The sequence below is a fragment of the Micromonospora sp. NPDC048887 genome, from assembly GCF_040649715.1.
In the GTDB taxonomy this organism is placed as follows: domain Bacteria; phylum Actinomycetota; class Actinomycetes; order Mycobacteriales; family Micromonosporaceae; genus Micromonospora.
In genome coordinates, this window is sequence record NZ_JBEZGA010000004.1 from 331159 (window position 1) to 353516 (window position 22358).

The 22358-nt window shown below is 73.5% G+C and carries 18 protein-coding genes; 16 read left to right on the forward strand and 2 right to left on the reverse strand.

The genetic code is table 11. From position 1 onward, the window contains the following. The first annotated feature begins 48 nt into the window (after positions 1-48). From AB0C17_RS09265 to AB0C17_RS09280, 4 genes are all read left to right on the forward strand, one after another. Positions 49-768, forward strand: a complete 720-nt coding sequence (locus AB0C17_RS09265) for an MBL fold metallo-hydrolase (RefSeq protein WP_357386529.1) — start codon at positions 49-51, stop codon at positions 766-768. A gap of 40 nt (positions 769-808) precedes the next feature. Next, entirely contained in the window at positions 809-2149 is a 1341-nt protein-coding gene (hisS, locus tag AB0C17_RS09270; RefSeq protein ID WP_357477714.1) for a histidine--tRNA ligase, read from the forward strand. A gap of 51 nt (positions 2150-2200) precedes the next feature. Beyond that, positions 2201-3133, forward strand: coding sequence for an acyl-ACP desaturase (locus AB0C17_RS09275; RefSeq protein WP_357477717.1), 933 nt, complete (start codon positions 2201-2203; stop codon positions 3131-3133). Positions 3134-4404: 1271 nt separating this feature from the next. Then, a complete protein-coding gene (locus AB0C17_RS09280; protein WP_357477720.1) occupies positions 4405-5451 on the forward strand; it encodes an alpha-lytic protease prodomain-containing protein in 1047 nt (348 codons plus the stop codon). Positions 5452-5510: 59 nt separating this feature from the next. Here the strand turns inward: AB0C17_RS09280 and AB0C17_RS09285 are convergent, their stop codons facing one another. Then, positions 5511-6209, reverse strand: coding sequence for a DUF998 domain-containing protein (locus AB0C17_RS09285; RefSeq protein WP_357477724.1), 699 nt, complete (start codon positions 6207-6209; stop codon positions 5511-5513). A 149-nt stretch (positions 6210-6358) separates the two neighbouring features. On the opposite strand from AB0C17_RS09285, the gene aspS reads away from it, so the two are divergent. The 3 genes from aspS (at position 6359) to AB0C17_RS09300 (ending at position 10368) form a co-directional block, all read left to right on the forward strand. Further along, positions 6359-8164, forward strand: a complete 1806-nt coding sequence (gene aspS, locus AB0C17_RS09290; protein ID WP_357477859.1) for an aspartate--tRNA ligase — start codon at positions 6359-6361, stop codon at positions 8162-8164. Positions 8165-8398: 234 nt separating this feature from the next. Next, positions 8399-9013, forward strand: a complete 615-nt coding sequence (locus tag AB0C17_RS09295; protein ID WP_357477727.1) for a helix-turn-helix domain-containing protein — start codon at positions 8399-8401, stop codon at positions 9011-9013. Next, the gene (locus AB0C17_RS09300) at positions 9010-10368 is read left to right on the forward strand and encodes an MFS transporter (RefSeq protein ID WP_357477730.1); all 1359 of its coding nucleotides are present in this window, start codon (positions 9010-9012) and stop codon (positions 10366-10368) included. Before AB0C17_RS09295 ends, AB0C17_RS09300 begins: the two co-directional genes overlap by 4 nt. A gap of 153 nt (positions 10369-10521) precedes the next feature. Here AB0C17_RS09300 and AB0C17_RS09305 read toward each other — a convergent pair whose 3' ends face one another. Further along, complete coding sequence (locus AB0C17_RS09305; RefSeq protein WP_357477732.1) at positions 10522-10656, reverse strand: hypothetical protein; 135 nt, start codon at positions 10654-10656, stop codon at positions 10522-10524. 227 nt (positions 10657-10883) lie between these two features. Here AB0C17_RS09305 and AB0C17_RS09310 point away from each other — a divergent pair, with 227 nt between their 5' ends. The 9 genes from AB0C17_RS09310 (at position 10884) to AB0C17_RS09350 (ending at position 22306) form a co-directional block, all read left to right on the forward strand. Further along, positions 10884-11096: a hypothetical protein gene (locus AB0C17_RS09310; RefSeq protein WP_018785054.1), complete on the forward strand. Its 213-nt coding sequence runs from the start codon at positions 10884-10886 to the stop codon at positions 11094-11096. A 74-nt stretch (positions 11097-11170) separates the two neighbouring features. Further along, positions 11171-12661: a replication-associated recombination protein A gene (locus AB0C17_RS09315; protein ID WP_357477735.1), complete on the forward strand. Its 1491-nt coding sequence runs from the start codon at positions 11171-11173 to the stop codon at positions 12659-12661. A gap of 2765 nt (positions 12662-15426) precedes the next feature. Next, positions 15427-16044, forward strand: coding sequence for a hypothetical protein (locus tag AB0C17_RS09320; protein WP_357477862.1), 618 nt, complete (start codon positions 15427-15429; stop codon positions 16042-16044). Between the two features lie 146 nt (positions 16045-16190). Beyond that, entirely contained in the window at positions 16191-16652 is a 462-nt protein-coding gene (locus AB0C17_RS09325; protein ID WP_357386511.1) for a DUF948 domain-containing protein, read from the forward strand. Between the two features lie 32 nt (positions 16653-16684). Continuing rightward, complete coding sequence (locus AB0C17_RS09330) at positions 16685-16990, forward strand: DUF6167 family protein (protein WP_354866963.1); 306 nt, start codon at positions 16685-16687, stop codon at positions 16988-16990. Beyond that, entirely contained in the window at positions 16987-19668 is a 2682-nt protein-coding gene (alaS, locus tag AB0C17_RS09335; RefSeq protein WP_357386508.1) for an alanine--tRNA ligase, read from the forward strand. Before AB0C17_RS09330 ends, alaS begins: the two co-directional genes overlap by 4 nt. 127 nt (positions 19669-19795) lie before the next feature. Then, positions 19796-20257 carry a Holliday junction resolvase RuvX gene (gene ruvX / locus AB0C17_RS09340; protein WP_194802882.1) on the forward strand — a complete coding sequence of 154 codons (462 nt, stop codon included), beginning with the start codon at positions 19796-19798 and terminating at the stop codon, positions 20255-20257. Next, positions 20254-21459, forward strand: a complete 1206-nt coding sequence (mltG, locus tag AB0C17_RS09345) for an endolytic transglycosylase MltG (RefSeq protein ID WP_357386505.1) — start codon at positions 20254-20256, stop codon at positions 21457-21459. The genes ruvX and mltG overlap by 4 nt, the downstream gene beginning before the upstream one ends. 34 nt (positions 21460-21493) lie before the next feature. Further along, positions 21494-22306 carry a shikimate dehydrogenase gene (locus AB0C17_RS09350; protein WP_357477865.1) on the forward strand — a complete coding sequence of 271 codons (813 nt, stop codon included), beginning with the start codon at positions 21494-21496 and terminating at the stop codon, positions 22304-22306. Positions 22307-22358: the final 52 nt, after the last annotated feature.

Genomic DNA, 22358 nt, shown 5'->3' on the forward strand with positions numbered 1-22358 from the left:
TGCGACTAGGCTGCAGGGGGACGACGACCGGACGGAAAGGGGAGCGACGTGCTCGTGGCCGGCTTTCCCGCGGACGCCTTCGGCACCAACTGCTATGTGGTGGCGACCGGGCCGGGGGAGCAGTGCGTGGTGGTCGACCCCGGCATCGGGGTGCTCGACCAGCTCGACGCCGTGCTCGCCGAGCACCGCCTGCACCCGGCCGCCGTGCTGCTCACCCACGGCCACCTGGACCACACGTTCTCCGTCGCCCCGGTCTGTGGCGCGCGGGGCATCCCCGCCTACGTCCACCCGGACGACCGGGAACTGCTGGCCGACCCGAGCAAGGCGCTGTCGATGGACCTGACCCAGTTGTTCGGCGGCCGGCTGCCGTACGCCGAACCGGACGACGTGGCCGAGCTGACCGACGGCGCGACGCTGTCGCTCGCCGGGTTGGAGATCACCGTCGACCACGCTCCCGGCCATACCGGCGGGTCGGTGCTGTTCCGGTTGCCCGGCGCCGGCTCGCCCTGGGAGGCGGAGCAGATCTGCCTCTCCGGTGACGTGCTGTTCGCCGGCTCGATCGGCCGCACCGACCTGCCGGGCGGCAGCATGCCCCGGATGCTGTCCAGCCTGCGGGACAAGGTGCTCCCGCTGGCCGACGACACGGTCGTCCTGCCCGGCCACGGCCCCGCGACCACGATCGGCCGCGAGCGCGCGACAAACCCGTTCCTCGTCGAGGTGGCGGGCACCGGCGGCGCGCGCCCGGCCGCGCCCACCCGAGGCCTCTAGACCCTCGCCCGCGCCCGCGCGGGTTCTCAAGGAGTTCGTGATGAGCAAGCCCACGCCCATTTCCGGCTTCCCGGAGTGGACCACCGCCCAGCGGATGATCGAGCAGTTCGTTCTCGATCGCATCCGCGCCACGTTCGAGCTGTACGGCTTCGCGCCACTGGAGACCCGCTCGGTCGAGCCGCTGGATCAGTTGCTGCGGAAGGGGGATACCGCAAAGGAGGTCTACCTGCTGCGCCGGTTGCAGGCCGACGCCGACGGCCCGGCCGGTGACGACGCGCTCGGCCTGCACTTCGACCTGACCGTGCCGTTCGCGCGGTACGTGCTGGAGAACGCCGGCAAGCTGCAGTTCCCGTTCCGCCGCTACCAGATCCAGAAGGTCTGGCGGGGCGAGCGCCCGCAGGAGGGCCGGTACCGCGAGTTTCTCCAGGCCGACATCGACATCGTCGACCGGGACACGCTGCCGGCGCACTACGAGGCCGAGATGCCGCTGGTCATCGGCGACGCGCTGCGGTCGCTGCCGATCCCGCCGGTGCGCATCCAGGTCAACAACCGCAAGATCTGCGAGGGGTTCTACCGGGGCATCGGGCTGACGGACGCGGAGTCGGCGCTGCGTGCCGTGGACAAGCTCGACAAGATCGGTCCGACCGGGGTGACGGAGCTGCTGGCGAGCACCGCCGGGGCGAGCGAGGCACAGGCCAAGGCCGTGCTGTCGCTGGCCGAGATCTCCGCGCCGGACGCCTCCTTCGCCGACGCGGTGCGCGGCCTCGGGGTGAGCGACCCGCTGCTGGACGAGGGCGTCGCTGAGCTGACCGCGGTGGTGGAGACCGCGGCCGCGCACGCGCCCGGCCTCTGCGTGGCCGACCTGCGCATCGCGCGGGGCCTGGACTACTACACGGGTACGGTCTACGAGACGCAGATGCTCGGCTACGAGCGGTTCGGCTCGATCTGCTCCGGCGGCCGGTACGACAACCTGGCCAGCTCGGGCAACGTCCGGTTCCCCGGGGTGGGCATCTCGATCGGGGTGACCCGGCTGCTGGGCCTGCTGTTCGGCGCCGAGGCGCTGTCGGTGTCCCGTCCGGTGCCGACCTGCGTGCTGGTGGCGGTCACCGCCGAGGAGGGCCGGGCGGCCAGTGACGCGGTCGCGGCGGCGCTGCGCTCGCGCGGTGTGCCCACCGAGGTGTCCCCGTCGGCGGCCAAGTTCGGCAAGCAGATCCGGTACGCCGAGCGGCGCGGCATCCCGTACGTCTGGTTCCCCGGCGCGGACGGTGACGAGGTCAAGGACATCCGTTCCGGCGAGCAGGTGCCGGCCTCGGCGGGGGAGTGGACGCCGCCCCGGGCGGACCTGAAGCCGCTGGTCGGCCCGGCCGGCACTGGCGTCTGAAGACGTTTCGACCTACGGTGGCGTAAGTTACGCCACCGTAGGGAGAACGTCGTGACCGTGCTCAGCCAGACCGCTCTGCTCACCGAACTCGAGCCGGTGGTCGAGAAGAACCTCGACCGCCACCTGTCGCTGGCCAAGGAGTGGTTCCCGCACGAGTACGTGCCGTGGAGCGAGGGCCGCACCTTCGACGGCCCGCTGGGTGGCGAGGCGTGGTCGCCGGAGGACTCGACGCTGCCCGAGGTGGCGCGGACCGCGCTGATCGTCAACCTGCTCACCGAGGACAACCTGCCCTCGTACCACCACGAGATCGCCACGCTGTTCGGGCGCGACGGCGCGTGGGGCACCTGGGTGCACCGGTGGACCGCCGAGGAGGGCCGGCACGGCACCGCGATCCGTGACTACCTCACGGTGACCCGGGCGGTGGACCCGGTGGCGCTGGAGCGGGCCCGCATGGTGCACATGTCGGCGGGCTACCAGAACGCGCACGACCAGGAGATGCTGCACTCGCTGGCGTACGTGTCGTTCCAGGAGCTGGCGACGCGCATCTCGCACCGCAACACCGGCCGGGCCACCGGCGACCCGACGTGCGAGGCGCTGCTGGCCCGGGTGGCCGCGGACGAGAACCTGCACATGGTCTTCTACCGCAACCTGCTCGGCGCCGCGTTCGAGCTGGCCCCGTCGCAGGCCATGCGCGCGGTCGCCGACGTGCTGGCCGACTTCCAGATGCCGGGCGTGGGCATCGACGGCTTCGCCCGCAAGTCGGTGGCGATCGCGCTGGCCGGCATCTACGACCTGCGCCAGCACCGCGACGACGTGGTGATGCCCGTGTTGCGGCAGTGGAACCTGTTCGAGGTGACCGGCCTGAACGCCGACGGCGAGGCCGCCCGGGACGAGATCGCCGCCCACCTGGACACCCTGGAGACCCAGGCGTCCCGCTTCGAGGAGAGGCGCGCGGCCAGGGCCACTCGCCTGCTTGTGCGCTAGCCCCACCCCGCTCCTCCCCGCCCGAAGCGAGCTACCGAGAATCCTCGGGATGGCGTGGCGGAGCATGCCCGCCCCTGGTGCCTCGGTGGTCAATGCACACGCGTTTCGACGTGCTCAATACGGCTCGTCGGATCGAAGCCGCAGCTAGGCACACATTTTCTGCAGCCGATAAACGCAGGTCGTAAATCGGTTGACATCGCGGGCAGGGTGATGATGGCCGATCAGAGATGGTCATGCATCTATCTATCTGATAACGTTCTGCTCAACGCACGAGGTCGTCAAAATGACGACCTCGTGTGCCGGAACCTGCCGACGAGAAAGGTGCTCCCTATGCGACGAGGGGTAAAGCGAGCGATCACTGCGGTGGCAGCCACGGGGCTTGCTCTGGCGGCTATTCCCGGCACGCCCGCCTTCGCCATCTCGAAGGTGTCATGCACTAGTTCTACCGTGGACATCATTACGGCTCTGAACTATCACCACTGCTACAGTGGCGCGGGTAAGGTATACACGACCATCAACAGTGTGGTTCGTATCAAGGCCGGGAGCAACACGGCTTTCGTAACGCTCTCGAACGGCGACGTAATCTTCTACAACCCCGGTGAGTCCACGAGTTTCGCAGCCCCCGGCAGGACTATTACGGCGGTCCAGATCGTCTAGTCGCGATGCGCTGACTCGCCGTGGTGCGTTGTTTTTCAGTGCGCCCAGACCGGAGCTTGGCGGGCACCCTGAATGAAGGCTGGTAATGCCAGCAGCAAGCCCTGAGCGCCCTAGTGGGCGTTCAGGGCTTGCTTCATTGCCTTGGCGGAAAATTGTTCCGTATCGGATGCGCACCCTGGTCGTGCTCTGCCCGATCTTCGACGGCGTGCGCCGTTGAAGGCGTACGGGCCTTCCGCGCTCGGCGTTGACCAGTGCTCGGCTGGGGTGGGCGCCACCTGGCCGACCCGGAGGGCTCGCTGCTGGGCGTGCGCACCGCGGCTGCGGCGGCGAGGTCCGGTCGGCTCGCGCTGCGCCGAGGGGTGCGAGGTTGCCGAGCCGCGCGGAGTGCCGGGGTCCACCCCCGCGACCCTGAACCGGCTCTGACAGATGGTGTCGATGTTGTTGCTTCGGCGTTACATCGCGCGCGGGTGCGAATCCGGGCAAAGGTATGTCTTGTTTATGATCTTAAATGTGTGAATACTTTGGGCATCCGGGAGGTTTCCCCAGGTCACCCGGGTTGTCCTCGGGCGCGCCCCCATGACAGCGCCCGTTCACCCCCATTCGGAGGTTGTTACATGCGACCCACGAGGTCCACGCTCCGCCGCGCCGCCGCAGTCGCCGTCGCCGGCACCCTGGTCACCGGCTCGCTGCTCGGCGCACCCGCGCAGGCCGCCCCCACGGCCCTCTCGCCGGACGCCGCCGCCACCCTCGTCGAGAAGCTCGGTGCCCGCGCGGCCGGCACGTACGCCGACGCCAGCGGCAAGATGATCGTCACGGTGACCGACACCGCGACCGCCCGCCAGGTGCGCGACGCCGGCGCCATCCCGAAGATCGTGGCGCGCGGCGCGGACAAGCTCAACGCCGCCACCAGCGAGCTGGAGCGCTCCGCCAAGATCCCCGGCACCGCCTGGTGGACCGACCCGGCCACGAACCAGGTCGTCGTCTCCGTCGACAGCACCGTCACCGGCGCCAAGCTGGAGCGGGTCAAGGCCGCCGCCGCCCGTCACAACGGCGCGATCCGCATCGAGGCCGAGGCCGGCACGCTCAGCACCCGGATCTCCGGCGGCCAGGCGATCTACGCCAGCGGCGGCCGGTGCTCGCTCGGCTTCAACGTGCGCAGCGGTTCGACGTACTACTTCCTCACCGCCGGGCACTGCACCAACATCGGCTCGACCTGGTACTCCAACTCCAGCCGCACCACCGTGCTCGGCACCCGGACCGGCACCAGCTTCCCGGGCAACGACTACGGCATCGTCCGGCACAGCAACTCGGCCAACGCGGCCGGCAACGTCTCGCTCTACAACGGCAGCTTCCAGGACATCACCTCGGCCGGCAACGCGTACGTCGGCCAGTCCGTCCGCCGTTCCGGCAGCACCACCGGCCTGCGCAGCGGCAGCGTCAGCGCGCTCAACGCGACCGTGAACTACGCCGAGGGCAGCGTCTCCGGCCTCATCCGCACCAACGTCTGCGCCGAGCCGGGCGACAGCGGCGGCTCGCTGTTCGCCGGCACCGTCGCGCTGGGCCTCACCTCCGGCGGCAGCGGCAACTGCTCCTCCGGCGGCACGACCTACTTCCAGCCGGTCACCGAGGCGCTCAGCCGCTACGGCGTGAGCGTCTTCTGATCCACGCACTCCCACGAACGGGCCGTCGGGTGACCGGCGGCCCGTTCCGCGTACCCGTCTCAGGTGCCCGCGCCGAGGCGGCCCGGACCGAGCGGCGGGCCGTCCGGCCGGGGCGGCTCCGACGGCCGGGCCGTCCAGTGCCGGTGGGCCCGCCGCGCGGACAGCACCGCCGCCAGCGGCCAGAGCGTCACCGCGAGCGCGGCCACCCGCCCGGCCAGCCCGGTCCGGGAGCCGCCCGTCACCTCCGCCGCCGACCAGCCGAACAACGCCAGCAGCACCGCCGTCACGGCCAGCGCCACCGGCCGGCGGAACGCCCACGGCGGCCGGCCCGCCGGGGAGGCGGCCACCTCGCGCGGCACCCTGCGGGGCAGGCGCAGCGCCGTGCCGGCCGGCCACAGCGCCAGCGCGAGCACCGCCACAGTGGCCACCACCCCGTGCGCCGGGGAGCCGCCCACCTGCGGCCGGGGGAACGCGATGAGCGCCACCGTGGCCACCCCGCCGACCGCGAGCAGGAAACGGCTGGGCAGCCCGGCGGCGTGCAGCGCGGCGGCGGTGGCGCAGTAGCAGCAGCCGAGCAGCACCAGCGCGCCGCCCATCAGCCACGGATCGGTGGCGCCCTCGCCGGCCAGCTCGCTGATCGTGTCCCGGACCGGGTCGTATCCCGCCGGCTGGCGGGCGCCGGCCACCGTCCAGCCCGCCACCAGCAGCGCGGGCGCGGCGGCCCCGGTGGCCACGGCCCAGCTCGGTACGGCACGCACCCGGCCACGGTAACCGCCGGCGACGCGCGCCACCGGGCTTTGTCGCCTCCCAGGAGGGGCCGGGCTCGACGGGTGCCCGGGAGCGGGCCCCGCCCGCCCTGACAGAATGCGGGGAGCAGTGAGTGGACCAGATTGAGGAGACGCCAGCCGTGATCCGTACCCACAATGCCGGAAGCCTGCGCGCCGCGGACGCCGGCTCGACGGTGACCCTCGCCGGGTGGGTGGCCCGCCGGCGCGACCACGGCGGCGTCATCTTCGTCGACCTGCGCGACGCCTCCGGCGTCGTGCAGGTGGTCTTCCGCGAGGAGGACGCGCACGCGCTGCGCAACGAGTTCTGCGTCAAGGTCACCGGCGAGGTCACCCGCCGCCCGGAGGGCAACGAGAACCCGGACCTGCCCACCGGCGAGGTCGAGGTGACCGCGTCCGAGCTGGAGGTGCTCTCCGAGGCCGCGCCGCTGCCGCTGCCGGTGGACGACCAGATCGAGGCCGGCGACGACATCCGGCTCAAGTATCGCTACCTGGACCTGCGCCGGGGCGGCCCGGCCAAGGCGATGCGGCTGCGCTCGCGGGCCAACCAGATCGCCCGCGGCGTGCTGCACGAGCGGGACTTCCTGGAGATCGAGACGCCGACGCTGACCCGCTCCACCCCGGAGGGCGCCCGCGACTTCCTGGTGCCGGTGCGGCTTCAGCCGGGCAGCTGGTACGCGTTGCCGCAGTCGCCGCAGCTGTTCAAGCAGCTGCTGATGGTCGGCGGCATGGAGCGGTACTACCAGATCGCCCGCTGCTACCGCGACGAGGACTTCCGCGCCGACCGGCAGCCGGAGTTCACCCAGCTCGACATCGAGATGTCGTTCGTCACCGAGGACGACGTGATCGACCTCGGCGAGGCGATCGTCTCGGCGCTGTGGAAGGACCTCGCCGGCTACGAGATCGCCCGGCCGATCCCGCGCATCACCTGGCACGACGCCATGTCCCGCTACGGCTCGGACAAGCCGGACCTGCGCTACGGCGTGGAGCTGACCGAGCTGACCGACTACCTGCGCGGCACCGAGTTCCGGGTGTTCGCCGGCGCGATCGACGCGGGCGGCTACGTGGGCGCGGTGGTCATGCCCGGCGGCGCGTCGCAGACCCGCAAGGAACTGGACGGCTGGCAGGACTGGGCCAAGGCGCGCGGCGCGCGCGGCCTGGCGTACGTGGTGCTGGACGCGGAGACCGGCGAGGCGCGCGGCCCGGTGGCGAAGAACCTGTCCGAGGCGCACCTGGCCGGCCTGGCCGACGCGGTCGGCGCGAAGCCCGGCGACGCCATCTTCTTCGCCGCGAGCACCAACACCCGCGAGGCGCAGGAGTTGCTCGGCGCCGCCCGGATCGAGATCGCCAAGCGGGCGAACCTGGTCGACGAGAGCGCCTGGGCGTTCTGCTGGGTGGTGGACGCGCCCATGTTCGAACGCACGGACGACGGCGGCTGGACCGCCGTGCACCACCCGTTCACCTCGCCGAACGCCGAGTGGGTGGACCGGTTCGAGTCCGCGCCGGACCGGGCGCTGGCGTACGCGTACGACATCGTCTGCAACGGCAACGAGATCGGCGGCGGCTCGATCCGTATCCACCGCGGCGACGTGCAGCAGCGGGTGTTCGACCTGCTCGGCATCACCGCCGACGAGGCGCAGGACAAGTTCGGCTTCCTGCTGGAGGCGTTCAAGTACGGCGCCCCGCCGCACGGCGGCATCGCGTTCGGCTGGGACCGGGTCTGCATGCTGCTGGCCGGCGCGGACTCGATCCGCGAGGTGATCGCGTTCCCGAAGACCCGGGGCGGCTTCGACCCGCTGACCGGCGCGCCCACCCCGATCACCGGGCAGCAGCGCGCCGAGGCCGGCATCGACGCCAAGCCGAAGGCGCCGGCCGGTCCGCACGCCGGCACCGCCGGCCCGGCCGCCCCGGTGGCCGACCCCACCTGATCGTCACCTGCCGGAGAGGCCCGCGTCATGATGACGCGGGCCTCTTCGATCTTCAGGGGGAGTGATGAGACTGCTCGGTGGGTGCCAGCGGCCGGTGAGGTGGTGCTCGACTCCACCCGCGCCAACGGGCTGCTGCGGACCCGCCTGCGGGGGATCTTCGAGCTGTAGACTAGTTGCACAGATTCTTTGCAAGCATCTTGTGCACGTAAAGTGTGCACAGATATTGTGCATCTCATGGAGGAGAAGAAGGAGCGCACCGTACGCATCGACCACCGCCAGGTCCGTGCCCTGGCGCAGCCGCTGCGCATGCGGCTGGTCGGGGCGCTGCGCGTGGGCGGCCCGGCCACCGCCACCGCCCTCGCCGAGGCGCTCGACACCAACAGCGGCGCGACCAGCTACCACCTGCGCCAACTCGCCGAGGTCGGCCTCGTGGTGGAGGACCCGAGCCTCGGCACCGGCCGCCAGCGCTACTGGCGGGCCGCGCACGACGTCACGAACTGGGAATCAAGCGACTTCGACGACGACCCCGACGCGCGGGCGGCCATCGAGTGGATCGAGGCGGACTACGTCCGCTTCTTCGCCCAGCACGCCGAACGCTGGTTCGCCCAGCGGCACCGGTGGTCGCCGGCCTGGCGCGACGGCTTCGGTATGGGTGACTTCTTCATGCGGATTCCCGCCGACCGCCTCAAGGCGATCCAGGACGAGGTCTTCGCGGTCTTCGAGCGGCACCGTGACGCCACCGACCCCGACGACCCCGCCGCCGAGACGGTGCAGTTCTACCTCGCCGCCCTGCCGATGGACGCGGCCTACCCACGGTCCACCCCGCCGCCCGCCGAGGAGAAGCCGTGACCACGCTGTCCGTACGCCAGATCCGGACCCGCTACCTCACGCTGTACGGCCTGCGCTGGCTACCAAGCGGCCTGCTCATGCCGGTGATGATCCTGCTGATGCAGGAGCGCGGGCTCACGCTGTCCCAGATCGGCCTCGTCGCCACCGCGCAGGGCCTCGTCGTGCTGGCGCTGGAACTGCCCACCGGCGGCTTCGCCGACGCGCTCGGGCGCAAACCGGTGCTGGTCGTCGCCTGGGTGCTCGGCCTGGGCTCGCTGGCGCTGATGGCGGTGGCCGACTCGTTCTGGATGTTCTTCCTGGTCTGGGCATTGCAGGGCGTCTACCGGGCGCTCGACAGCGGTCCGATGGAATCCTGGTACGTCGACGCCACGCTCGCCGTCGACCCGAAGGCCGAGTACGAGCGCGGCCTCGGCTGGGCCGGCACCGTGATCGGTGTCGCCATCGGCGCGGGCGCCCTGCTCAGCGGCGGCCTGGTCGCGCTCGGCCCGGTCGGCCCGGTCAGTGCCCTCGCGCTGCCGGTGATCGTCGCCGCCGTCCTACAGGCCGTCTCCATCGTGGCGCTGCTGGCGCTGATGGCCGAGCGGCGGCCCGCGTCCGGCCCGGCCGCGCTGCGCGCCTCCGTGGTCGACGCGCCCCGGATGGTCGGGCAGGCAGTCGGGTTGCTGCGCCGCAACCGGGTGCTCGCGGCCCTGGTCGCCGTCGAACTGTTCTGGGGCTTCGGCATGGTCACGTTCGAGTCGCTGCTGCCGGTGCGCCTCGCCGAGGTGCTCGGCGACCCGGACCGCGCTGCGGCGCTGCTCGGCCCGGCCAGCACGGCGGCCTGGCTCGCCAACGCCGCCGGCGCCGCCCTCACCCCGTTCCTGCTGCGCCGTCTCGGCGCCGCCCCGGCCGCCGCGCTGATGCGGATCCTGCAGGGCGTGACGGTGGTCGGCATGGGCCTGCTGGCCGGCCCGGTCGGCATCCTCATCGCCTTCCTGGCCTGCTACACCGTGCACGGCGCGTCGAACCCGCTGCACATGGGACTGCTGCACCGGCAGGTCGACGGGCCGTACCGGACGAGTGTGCTGTCGCTCAACTCGATGGCCGCCCAGCCGGCCGGCGCGCTCGGCGCGGTCACGCTCACCGCGCTGGCCGACGCCACGAGCGTCGGCGTCGCCATGGTCGTCGGCGGTGTGGTGCTGGCAGTGGCCGCGCCGCTCTACCTGCCGGCCTGGCGCGCCGGTCGCCGTACCCCGCCGGGCACCACTGTGGAACCGGAGGTGACCGGTGGCGGCCCCGGCCACGCCGGCCTGGTCGCCGAGCCCGGCCCGTCCCACGACGCGACCGCCGCAGCGGCCCCCGCCGGCCGCGCCTGAGCCCGGCCCCCGCACCCGGCCCGGGCCCCCGTTGCGAGCCGCTCACATGCCGGTGGCCCTCCGCTGAGTGGAACGTCATGGGTGTCTCAGCCGTCGTTTGACACCCATGGCGTTCCACTCACGCGGAAGCGGGCCCGGGCGGGGCGCTGCGGGTCAGGCGAGCGTGACGGAGGTGCGGCGTCCGGCGGCGGTGAAGCCGAGCCGCCGGTACAGCCGGATCGCGCCCACGTTGTCCGGGTGGACGCCCAGCGCCACGACGTCGTACCTGCCGAACAGGGCACGCGTCATCCGGCGGTCAGCGCCGCGCCCAGCCCTCGGCCGCGATCCGCGCCGCAGGCGAGCAGCGCGGCCCGCCCGGTCAGCACCTCGTCGACCGTGATCATTCCGTCAGCGTACGAGCATCAGGGCCGGTGCCGGAGGTCGAGGCACCGTCCGTTCCACGGTGGAGATTGACGAACAGACCGATTGGGTACATCCGTCGCCGACCTGCTGGGAACCCCCACCGGAGGAACGACATGCTCGCCATTCTCGCGGCCATCGTGTTCGGTTTCGCGCTGCTGCTCGACTTCATGAACACCGACCTCGGCGCCCCCGATCTGTTCAGCACCTCGACCCTGATGCTCATCGGCTTCCTGCTGCTCTCGCTCTACCTGGCCGGGGTCGGCTCCGGCCCGCGCGGCGGCGGTGGCGGCCGGTGGTACCGGGGCCGGCGGCCGGGTCGCGGCTGACCGGAAAAGACCACCCGGGTCGGGTCGGCGGCGCGATTCCGGCGTCGTCGGCCCGGCCCGGTACTGTTCTCGTGATGGAATCGGACGCCCTCTTCACCCTCGGCGAGCCGGCCGGCGCACCCGCGGGCGCGGGCGGCACCGACGGCTTCACCGACACCCGGGCGGATTCGCCCCTGCCTGTGCGGATGCGGCCGGCGGGCATCGACGAGCTGGTCGGGCAGGAACACCTGCTCGCGCCGGGGGCCCCGCTGCGTCAGCTGGTCGAGGGCGCGGCGCCGATGTCGGTGATCCTCTGGGGGCCGCCGGGCAGCGGCAAGACCACCATCGCCCACCTCGTGGCCCGGGCCACCGACCGGCGGTTCGTGGCGATGTCCGCGCTGACCGCAGGCGTGAAGGACGTCCGTGCCGTGATCGACACCGCCCGTCGCCAACGCCGGTCCGGCGGCCCGCCCACGGTGCTGTTCATCGACGAGGTGCACCGGTTCAGCAAGACCCAGCAGGACTCGCTTCTCGCCGCCGTCGAGGACCGTACCGTCACGCTGCTCGCGGCGACCACGGAGAACCCGTACTTCTCGGTCATCTCGCCGTTGCTGTCACGCTGCGTGCTGCTCACCCTCCAGGCGCTCGACGACGACGACGTACGCGGGCTGCTGCGCCGCGCGGTGGCCGACGAGCGCGGGCTCGGCGGCGCGCTGGTGCTGGCCGAGGAGGCGGAGGACCACCTGGTCCGGCTCGCCGGGGGCGACGTGCGCAAGGCGCTCACCGCGCTGGAGGCGGCGGCGGCCACCGCCACAGCGCTCGGCACCGGCCGGATCGACCTGGCCGTGGCCGAACAGGCGGTCGACGTGGCGGCCGTGCGATACGACCGGGACGGCGACGCCCACTACGACGTGACGAGCGCGTTCATCAAGAGCATGCGCGGCTCGGACGTGGACGCGGCACTGCACTGGCTGGCCCGGATGCTGGTGGCCGGGGAGGACGCCCGGTTCATCGCCCGCCGGCTGGTGATCTTCGCGAGTGAGGACGTCGGCATGGCCGATCCCACCGCCCTGACGGTGGCCACCGCCGCCGCCCACGCGGTCGAGTACGTGGGCCTGCCGGAGGCACAGCTCAACCTGGCCCAGGCGGTCATCCACCTGGCCACCGCGCCGAAGTCCAACTCGGCCACCACAGCTATCGGCGCCGCCGTCACCGACGTACGCGCCGGTCGTGGTGGCCCGGTGCCGCGCGGCCTGCGCGACGCCCACTACTCCGGCGCGCGGGGTCTCGGTCACGGCGCCGGCTACCGCTACCCGCACGACGACCACCGGGGGGTGGTCACCCAGCAGTACGCTCCGGACGACCTCGTCGGAACCGACTACTACCAGCCCAGCGGGCACGGCGCGGAGCGGGCGGTGGCCACCCGGCTGCCGCTGCTGCGCCGGATCGTCCGCGGGCTGCCGGCTCCGGCGACCCGCGCGGAGGCCGGCGCCCCGGCCGCCGCGAACGGGGCCCGGGTGGGGGGCGGCGAGCAGTCCAGCGGGGCGAGTGAGGGCGGCAGCGACGCCGCCGAGGGGGGTCAGTAGTGATGGCGCGTGGTCCGGAGCGGCCGGCGGACGGCCCCGACGAGCGGCGCGACCCGCGGGGCAAGGGCCGCCGGTGGGGACGCGGCCGGGCCGAGCCCGAGCTGGACCCGACAGTCGTCGGCGAGGAGCTCGGCTGGATCGACGACCTGCGTACCGCCAAGCAGCAGGGCGGTGAACTCGGGCCGGACGGGAATCTCCCGGCGTCGCATCCCGGCACCGACCCGTCGCGTCCCGGCCCGGCCCGGCCGGCCGCCCCGGGCCCCGGCATGCCGCCGGCCGCCGGCCACACGGCCCCGCGGCCCCCGGCTCGGGGCGCGCCGCAGCCCTCGACCGGTCAGCCGGTGCCGCCTCCGTCGGCAGCCCCGCCGGGTGCGCCGTCGGCCGCCGTGCCCCCGGGTCCCGGCCGGGCCGTACCGCCCCCGGCCACCGCACCCCAGGGTCCCGGCCGGCCCGTACCGCCCCCGGCGGCGCCACCCCAGGCTCCGGGCCGGTCCGTACCGCCGTCGCCCGTCGCGCCACAGACCGCGGGTCGTTCCCGGCCGGGCGGTCCCGTCCCGGGCGACCGAACCGACCCGGCGATGCCCCCCGCGACCGGCCGTTCCGGCCCGGCGGCGCCCCCGGCCGCGGGCCGCCCCGGCGCACCGGGCGCCGGCCGCCCCGGCGCCGCAGTGCCTCCGACCCCCGGACGGCCGGGCGTGGACCCGCACGCGTTCCCGGGTCGGGCCGGCATGGACCCGTCACCGCCGGCCGGCCGGCCCGGCATGGACCCGCCCCCGGCCGGGGGCCCGTCGTCGGGGGTCCGCCCACCTGTGGTGGACGCGCCCTCCGGCGGTGGCCGGCCCGGTCCGGAGACGCCCGGCGACGGCCGGCCCGGTCCACGTCCCCCGGTCATGCGCCGCCCCGGCGGGCCTGCTCCGGCCGCGCCGCCGGTGCGACCCACCGGCCCCGAGACCGGCGCCCCGCGCCGGGCCGCCGACGGTCCCTGGCCCGGCGGCCCCGAAACCGCCGCCCCGCGCCGGCCCGCCGACGGTCCCTGGCCCGGCGTGCCCGAGGCGCCCCGGCCGCCCGATGCGCCGTACCGCCGCCGTGCGGACGGACCGACCGGCCAGCAGCCGCCGGTCGCCGGCACCCGCGTCCCACCCGGCCCGCCGCCGCCGTCCGGCCGGGTACCCGCCGACCTGGGCCGGCCGCCCGTCGACGGCGACACCCGCGTACCACCGACCCCTCGCGGTCGGCACGGCGCCGGGCCGGAGGGCCCGCATCCGGCCGGAGGCGACCCGGCGATGCCGCCGGCCCCGGTCGGACGACGAGCCCGGCCGGACGACACCGCCGGCATCCAGCCGGTCTCCGGTGGGGCCCGCCGGGCCCGCGCCGAGGACATCGGAGCCGTCCAGGCGGTCCCCGGTGGAGCGCGCCCGGCGCGGCCCGACGACGTGGCCCCCGGCACCCGGCCGGTCTCGGGGGCGGGCCGCCGGACCCGTACCGACGATGTTCCACCAGGCACCCGGCCGGTCTCCGGCGCGGGCCGTCGCGCCGCGCCGGAAGGCGGCGTGCCCGGCGGGCCGGCCGGTCGCGCCGTTCCGGACGCCGCTCCCGTCTCCGGTGGCGGGCGACGCGCGCGGCGCGAGGAGCCCACGGCCGGTCACCACGTTCCTGGACCCGCGGCGGCACCCGCGCCGGGTGCCGGCCGGCGGGCCGCCCAGGACCGAGCCCCGGGCGTGCCGCGCAGCGGAAACGCGCCGGACCTGCCGGGCGCGCCGGTGTCCGGCGGTCCGACGACCGGCCCGACCCCGCCGGCCGCCCGTCGTGGCACGCCCGGCGGCCGGAGCGCCGCACCCGAGGCACCCGGCGGCCGGAGTGCCGCCCCCGAGGCACCCACCGCCCGGAATGCCGCACCCGACGTGGCCCGTGGCCGGGATGCCGCGCCCGACGCGCCCCGCGGCCGGGGCGCCGTGCCGGAGGCGCCCGGCGGCCGGGCCGGCGTCGCCGTCCCGCCGGTGCGTCCCGAGCCGGGCTCCCGGCGACCCGGGCAGTCCGGTCCCGGTGCGCCGGAGCATGCCGAACCGGCCGGCCCGGCGCGCCGCCCCGACCAGTCCGGTCCGGTCGTGCCGTCGGCCCGCCCCCAGCCGTCCGACCCGGGACCGGCCCGGCCCGCCCCGGCCCGAGGCGCGGCCCGCCCCGGTGTCCCGCCCGTTGCCGGTGGCGGTCCGGCCGGGCCGGGTCCGCGCGGCGACAGTGAGCGCACCGGTGGGATCCCGGTGGGCGGTGGACGTCCCGGTGGCGCTCCGGTCGCCCCCGGCCCGCGCGGCGACAGCGAGCGCACCGGCGGGATCCCGATCGGTGGCGGTCGACCCGGTGGTGCTCCGGCCGGTGGCGACGGGCGTGGGGTGGCCCGCCCCGACGACACCCTCCGGCCCGGTGCCGCGCCTCGTCCGCCGGTGGCCCCCGGCGCGCGGGGACCGTCGGGCGACGGCCCGGTGCCGCCCGGTGCGCCCGTGACCGCCCGCGCGGCGGCGGGTGTGGCCCGTCCGGTGGCGCCGGACGAGCGGACCGCCGCCCGGGCGACACCACCGGGAGCGGACCCGGACCGGCCCGGACCGGGCAACGCGGTGGCGGCCCGGGCGGCTGTGGCCGTACCCCCGGGGGAGCCGGCGGGACCACGGCCCGGCGCGGTCGGCGCACCGCGGCCCGGCGGTCCCGGCGCGGACGACAGCGGTGCGGAGGCCGGGGGCCTGCGCGGCGCCCGGTCCGAGCTGCGTCGGCAGATGCGCGAGCGCAGCCGGCTTCGGCTGGGCATCCTCGCCCTGGTCAGCCTCGTGCTACTGGGGGCGGTGCCGCTCTACTTCGGCATTCGCACGCTCAGCCACGATCCGGTCTTCGACACCCTCGACGAGCTCAAGGTGCCCGGCTGGGCGCAGAGCAACACGGTGGACAACGTCAGCGGCAGCCGCTGGTGCCTGCAGGACTGCCGCCTGCGGGAACGCTCCGTCGAATCGGAACAGGGGTGGAAGGAGACGGTCGCGGTCTACGAGCAGGCGCTGGCCGGCGACGGGTGGCGGCGCTGGAAGGTCGACCGTTGCCCGGACGAGAAGGTCCCGGGTAGCTACACCTGCTGGCGTCGGGACGAGCTCACGCTCGACCTGTGGGTACGCGACCGCACCTGCACGCCCCCGCCGGTCGACGGTGCGCCCGCGCCGTCCGCGCCGGCCGAGCCCGCAGCGGCGGACTGCACCGGCTCGTTGGTGTCGGTGAAGGTGCGTAACGCGATCGACGACGAGCGCACCGGGCCGACGCCGACCACCGACCCGTCACTCACCGGCGAGGATCCGTATCCGACCCTGACCGACGACCCGCTGGGCGAGGCGACCCCCTCACCGTCGTGAGCCGACTTTCATCACGGACGGTAGGGTCTGGGGCTGGCACGCCCGTCCGCGCCCGGTGACCGGGTCGGCGTGGCGCGAAGTGGGTAGGTACGGTCGCGCGTTCCGGGGCGTCGGGTCCCGGGACACTGCTTGAGGAGGACTTACGCGTGAGTGGTGGAGAGATCGCTGCGCTGATCGCGGCCGGCGCGTTCCTGATGCTGGTGCTCGTGCTGGCGGTGCCGATCCTGCGGCTGCGGCACACCGTGGACGCGACGACCCGCATGATCACCGACGTGAACGAGCGCACCACGCCGCTGCTCGGTGACGTGAACACCACGGTGAAGAACGTCAACGTGGCGCTGGAGCAGGTGCAGACCTCGCTGGACGGGGTGAACCTCCAGCTCGCCAAGGTGGACACCATGACCAGCCACGCGCAGAACGTCACCGCGAACGTGGCGAACCTGGCCACGGTGGTCTCCGCCGCCGCCGCGAACCCGCTGGTCAAGGTGGCCGCGTTCGGGTACGGCGTGCGCCGGGCCGCCTCCGCCCGCCGGCACGCCGAGACCGAGCGCGAGGTGCGCGACACGATCAAGCAGCAGCGTCGCGCCGCCAAGCGCGGCAACCGCTGACCCCGACCGGCGTACGCGGGAAGGATGAGAACATGAGGCGGTTGTTCTGGCTGGGCATCGGGCTGGCCGTGGGCGTCCTGGTGGTGCGCAAGGCCACCCGGACGGCGCAGGCGTACACCCCGGCCGGCATCGCCAGCGGGCTGTCCGAGTCCGCCGGCGGTCTGGTCGAGTCGGTCCGGGCGTTCATGGACGACGTCCGGGTCGGCATGGCCGAGCGTGAGCAGGAGATCCACGAGGCCTTCGCCCGCGGCGAGGTGTACGACGACCAGTTCGCCGAGCTGCGGGAGGACCCGCGCATCGGTGATCGAGAGATTTTCCCGGAGGACCACCAGCGATGAAGACGGCGGAGATCAAGCGGCGGTTCCTCGCCCACTTCGAGGCGAACGGGCACACCGTGGTGCCGTCCGCTCCGCTGCCCGCCATCAGCGACCCGAACCTGCTGTTCATCAACGCGGGCATGGTGCAGTTCGTGCCCTACTTCCTGGGCCAGCAGACCCCGCCGTACGCGCGGGCGACGAGCGTGCAGAAGTGCATCCGGACGCCGGACATCGACGAGGTCGGCAAGACCAGCCGGCACGGCACGTTCTTCCAGATGAACGGCAACTTCTCCTTCGGTGACTACTTCAAGTCCGGGGCGATCCCGCTCGCCTGGGACCTGGCCACCAAGCCGGTCGAGGCGGGCGGCTTCGGGCTGGACCCGGAGCGGATCTGGGCGACCGTCTACCTGGACGACGACGAGGCGTACGACATCTGGCGCGCCACCGGGGTGCCGGCCGAGCGGATCGTGCGCCGGGGCAAGGCCGACAACTTCTGGTCGATGGGCATCCCCGGCCCGTGCGGCCCGTGCTCCGAGCTGTACTACGACCGCGGCCCGGCCTACGGCCGCGAGGGCGGGCCGGAGGTCGACGAGGACCGCTACCTGGAGTTCTGGAACCTCGTCTTCATGCAGTTCGAGCGGGGTCCGGGCACCGGCAAGGAGGACTTCCCGATCCTCGGTGACCTGCCGGCGAAGAACATCGACACCGGCATGGGCCTGGAGCGGATGGCCTCGCTGCTGCAGGGCGTGGACAACCTCTACGAGATCGACGAGGTCCGGCCGATCCTGGACAGGGCCGCCGAGCTGACCGGCAAGCGCTACGGCGCGCACTCCGGCCAGGCGGCCAACCAGTCGCACCCGGACGACGTGCGGCTGCGGGTGATCGCCGACCACGTGCGCACCTCGCTGATGCTCATCGGCGACGGGGTGACCCCGTCGAACGAGGGCCGTGGTTACGTGCTGCGGCGGATCATGCGCCGGGCGATCCGGGCGGTGCGGCTGCTGGGCTACGCCGACCGGGCTCTGCCCGAGCTGCTGCCGGTGGCCCGTGACTGCATGGCGCCGTCGTACCCGGAGCTGGCCGAGGACTTCGGCCGGATCTCCCAGTACGCGTACGCCGAGGAGGACGCGTTCCTGGCCACGCTGCGCGCCGGCACCACGATCCTGGACACCGCCATCGCCGAGACCAAGTCGGCCGGCAAGGCGGCGCTCTCCGGTGACAAGGCGTTCCAGCTGCACGACACGTACGGCTTCCCGATCGACCTGACCCTGGAGATCGCGGCCGAGCAGGGCTTGCAGGTCGACGCGGAGGGCTTCCGCCGGCTGATGGCCGACCAGCGCAGCCGGGCCAAGGCCGACGCGCAGGCGCGCAAGACCGGGCACACGGACGTGTCGGCGTACCGGTCGGTGCTCGACGGCGGCGGGCCGGTGGAGTTCACCGGCTACACCGAGCTGAGCCGGGAGTCGCGGGTGCGCGCGCTGCTGTCCGGCGGTGCCACGGTGGCGGCGGCTGCCGAGGGCGACACGATCGAGCTGGTGCTCGACACCACCCCGTTCTACGCCGAGGGCGGCGGGCAGCAGCCCGACCAGGGCCTCATCACCGTCGGCGGCGGCCAGGTCGAGGTCTTCGACGTGCAGCAGCCGGTGCCCGGCCTGATCGTGCACCGGGCGAAGGTGGTGCGCGGCGAGGTGCGGGCCGGGGAGACCGGGTACGCCGAGATCGATGCGTCCCGCCGCCGGGCGATCTCCCGTTCGCACACGGCGACGCACCTGGTGCACCAGACGATGCGTAACTTCCTCGGCGAGTCGGCGACCCAGGCGGGTTCGCTCAACGCGCCGGGCCGGCTGCGGTTCGACTTCAACACCCCGACGGGTGTGGCGCCGAGCGTGCTGCACGACGTCGAGCAGCAGGTCAACGAGGTGCTGCTGGCCGACCTGGAGGTGCACGCGTTCGTCACCAGCCAGGAGGAGGCCCGCCGGATCGGGGCGATGGCCCTGTTCGGTGAGAAGTACGGCGAGCGGGTCCGGGTCGTCGAGGTCGGCGACTACGCCCGTGAGCTGTGCGGCGGCACGCACGTGGCCCGCTCCGCCCAGCTCGGCCTGGTGAAGATCCTCTCCGAGGCGTCTGTGGGTTCCGGGGTCCGCCGGATCGAGGCGCTCGTCGGCATGGACGCGTTCGGCTTCCTGGCCCGTGAGCACCTGCTGGTGTCCCGGCTGGCGGAGCTGTTCCGGGTGCCGGGGGAGCAGGTGGCCGACCGGGTGGAGCAGACGGTCACCCAGTTGCGCGACGCGGAGAAGGAACTGGAGAAGCTGCGCGCCCAGCTCGTGCTCGGCGGCGCCGGCGCGCTCGCGGCGCAGGCGAAGGACGTGCGCGGGGTCGCGTACGTCGGGACCGAGGCGCCGGAGGGCGCGGCCGCGAACGACGTGCGGACCCTCGCCCAGGAGATCCGGGGCCGGATCGACGCGGCCCGCCCGGCGGTGGTCGCGGTGGCGGCCCGGGCCAACGGCAAGGCGTCGCTGGTGGTGGCCGTCAACCAGGCCGCCCGGGGGCGGAACCTGAGCGCGAAGGACCTGGTCAAGGCGGCGTTCTCCGGCCGGGGCGGCGGCAGCGACGACCTGGCCCAGGGCGGCGGCCTGCCCGCGGCGGAGGCGCCGAACCTGCTGGTCACCGTCGAGCGGGCGGTCGCCGACGCGGCATGAGCGAACGCACCGAGCGGAGCGAGGGCCGTGAGGGCATGCCCAGCCGGCACGGCATGAGCGCACGGATGTACGCCAGGGCGGACCACCCGGTCCGCCCTGGCCCGTATCGGCGGGGAGGTGTCCGTCAGTGACCGAGCTGTCCCGAGGTGTCCGGCTGGGTGTCGACGTCGGCCAGGTGCGGGTGGGGGTGGCCCGCTGTGATCCGCACGGCATCCTCGCCACGCCCCTGGTCACGCTGGCCCGTGATCTGACGGCGGAACCGGACGCGGTGCCCGGCGACATGGCCGAGCTGGTCCGGCTCGCCGCCGAGCACGAGGCGGTGGGGATCGTGGTCGGGCTGCCGGTCAATCTCGCCGGGAAGCACGGACCCGCGGCGGCGAACGTATCGGCATATGCCAGCCGTTTGGCTGATGTGATGCGGCCGATTCCGGTGACGCTGACGGACGAGAGGATGTCTACCGTCGTCGCGAGTCGTAGGCTTGCCGAACGGGGCGTCCGGGGAAAGCGCCAACGGGCGGTGGTCGACCAGGCTGCCGCGGTGGAGATTCTGCAGAGCTGGCTGGACGCACAGCGGAGGCGGACGCAATGATCGACGATCTTGATCTGGGGTTCGACGAGCCGGACAGGGGGGAGAAGGGCCGGCACCGGCGCGGCGCGGTGCGCCGGCGTCAGGGCAAGTCCGGCGGCGGCCGGGGCAAGACCCTTCTCGCCCTCGCGCTCGCTCTGGTCCTGCTGGGTGGCATCGGCGGCGGCGCGTTCTACGGCTTCGACCGGGTCCAGAACTACTTCGTCACGCCCGACTACGACGGCTCCGGCACCGGCGAGGTGACGGTCGAGATCAAGCAGGGCGCGCTGATCGCCGACATGGCCGACGCGCTCGTCGCGGCCGACGTGGTGAAGAGCACCAAGGCGTTCATCGAGGCCGCCGAGGAGAACTCGCGCAGCAAGAACATCCAGCCCGGCACCTACAAGCTGCGCAAGCAGATGAGCGGTGACGCGGCGGTCGTGGCGCTGCTGGACCTCAAGAACAAGATCGTCAACGGGATCACCATCCCCGAGGGGCTCACCGCGAAGACGGTCTACAAGCGGCTGTCCGAGAAGACCGACATCCCGGTCAAGGACTTCGAGGCCGCCGCGAAGGACCCGGAGGCGCTCGGCGTACCGGACTGGTGGTTCAAGCGCTCCGACGGCAAGAAGGCCAAGCCGTCGGTCGAGGGCTTCCTGTTCCCCGACACCTACGAGATCCCGCCGAAGGCCACCGCCGAGACGGTGCTCAAGCTGATGGTGGACAACTTCCTCACCGTCACCGGGAACCTGAAGTTCGCCGAGAACGTGCAGGCGAACCGCGGCGGCATCAGCCCGTACGAGGTACTGACCGTGGCGTCGCTCGCCCAAGCCGAGGCGGGCAACAAGGACGACCTCGGCAAGATCGCCCGCGTCGCCTACAACCGGGCCTACAGCGGCAACTTCCCCTGCAACTGTCTGCAGTTCGACGTTTCGGTCAACTACTACTGGGAGCTGACCGGCAAGCCGACGAAGGCGTCGAAGGACATGCGCAGAGAGGAACTGTACGACGAGAAGAACCCGTACAGCACCCACGCCCGCCCGGGTCTGCCCCCGACCCCCATCAACAACCCGGGGAAGCAGGCCCTGGAGGGGGCGCTGAGCCCGCCGGACGGCAAGTGGCTCTTCTTCGTCGCCATCGACAGGCAGGGACACTCGGCCTTCGCGACGACAAACGCCGAGCATGAGCGCAACATCGAGAAGGCCAAGGAGAACGGCGTTCTCTAGGCACGACGTCACCCGGGAGACAGAGGCAGTGCACATTTCGGCTCCCCGTCGTGCCGCTGTGGTCGGCAGGCCGATCGCCCACTCGCTGTCCCCGGTGATCCACACCGCCGGGTACGCGGCGGCCGGGCTGACCGGCTGGTCGTACACCCGGATCGAAGCCGGCGCCGACGAGCTGCCCGGCCTGGTCGCGGGCCTCGGCCCGGAGTGGGCCGGCCTGTCGGTGACCATGCCGGGCAAGGAGGCGGCGCTCGCGCTCGCCGACGAGGTCTCGCCGGTCGCCGCCGCCGTCGGCGCCGCCAACACGCTGGTACGCCGGCCCGACGGCACCTGGTACGCGGACAACACCGACGTCACCGGCATGGTCGAGGTGCTCACCGGCGCCGGCTGCGTGGCCGGGGCGGTCGTCACCGTGCTCGGCGCGGGCGGCACCGCCCGGGCCGCGATCGCGGCGGCGGCCCGGATCGGGGCGGCCGAGGTGACGGTGGTGGCCCGCCGCCCGGAGGCGGTCGACGAGCTGCGCCCGGTCGCGGCGGCGGCCGGGGTGCCGCTGGCGGGCGCGGAGTGGGACGGGGCGCCGGCGCACGCCCGCGCCGACGTGGTGATCTCCACGGTGCCGAAGGGCGTCGCCGACCCCCTGGCCGACAACTTCGACTGGCGGCCGGAGTCCGTCTTCTTCGACGTGGTCTACGATCCGTGGCCGACGCCGCTCGCCGCGGCGGCGCTCGCCGCCGGCTGCCGGGTGGTCTCCGGGCTGGATCTGCTGCTGGCCCAGGCGTTCGGTCAGTTCGAGCAGTTCACCGGCGTCCCCGCTCCACGGGCCGCGATGCGCGCCGCGCTGCCGGTGTAAGGAAGGGCCCCTTCTTAACGCCTCCGGTAGGGGAAGGGTCCCCTGTTAACAC

Excerpts from the sequence above, each read along its gene's own strand:
- AB0C17_RS09315 (WP_357477735.1), top strand. The coding sequence starts at position 11,171 with ATGGAATCGGACGCCCTCTTCACCCTCGGCGAGCCGGCCGGCGCACCC.
- AB0C17_RS09295 (WP_357477727.1), top strand. The coding sequence starts at position 8,399 with ATGGAGGAGAAGAAGGAGCGCACCGTACGCATCGACCACCGCCAGGTC.
- AB0C17_RS09310 (WP_018785054.1), top strand. The coding sequence starts at position 10,884 with ATGCTCGCCATTCTCGCGGCCATCGTGTTCGGTTTCGCGCTGCTGCTC.
- AB0C17_RS09305 (WP_357477732.1), bottom strand. The coding sequence starts at position 10,656 with ATGACGCGTGCCCTGTTCGGCAGGTACGACGTCGTGGCGCTGGGCGTC.
- alaS (WP_357386508.1), top strand. The coding sequence starts at position 16,987 with ATGAAGACGGCGGAGATCAAGCGGCGGTTCCTCGCCCACTTCGAGGCG.
- hisS (WP_357477714.1), top strand. The coding sequence starts at position 809 with ATGAGCAAGCCCACGCCCATTTCCGGCTTCCCGGAGTGGACCACCGCC.
- AB0C17_RS09330 (WP_354866963.1), top strand. The coding sequence starts at position 16,685 with ATGAGGCGGTTGTTCTGGCTGGGCATCGGGCTGGCCGTGGGCGTCCTG.
- AB0C17_RS09280 (WP_357477720.1), top strand. The coding sequence starts at position 4,405 with ATGCGACCCACGAGGTCCACGCTCCGCCGCGCCGCCGCAGTCGCCGTC.
- mltG (WP_357386505.1), top strand. The coding sequence starts at position 20,254 with ATGATCGACGATCTTGATCTGGGGTTCGACGAGCCGGACAGGGGGGAG.
- AB0C17_RS09320 (WP_357477862.1), top strand. The coding sequence starts at position 15,427 with ATGCGCGAGCGCAGCCGGCTTCGGCTGGGCATCCTCGCCCTGGTCAGC.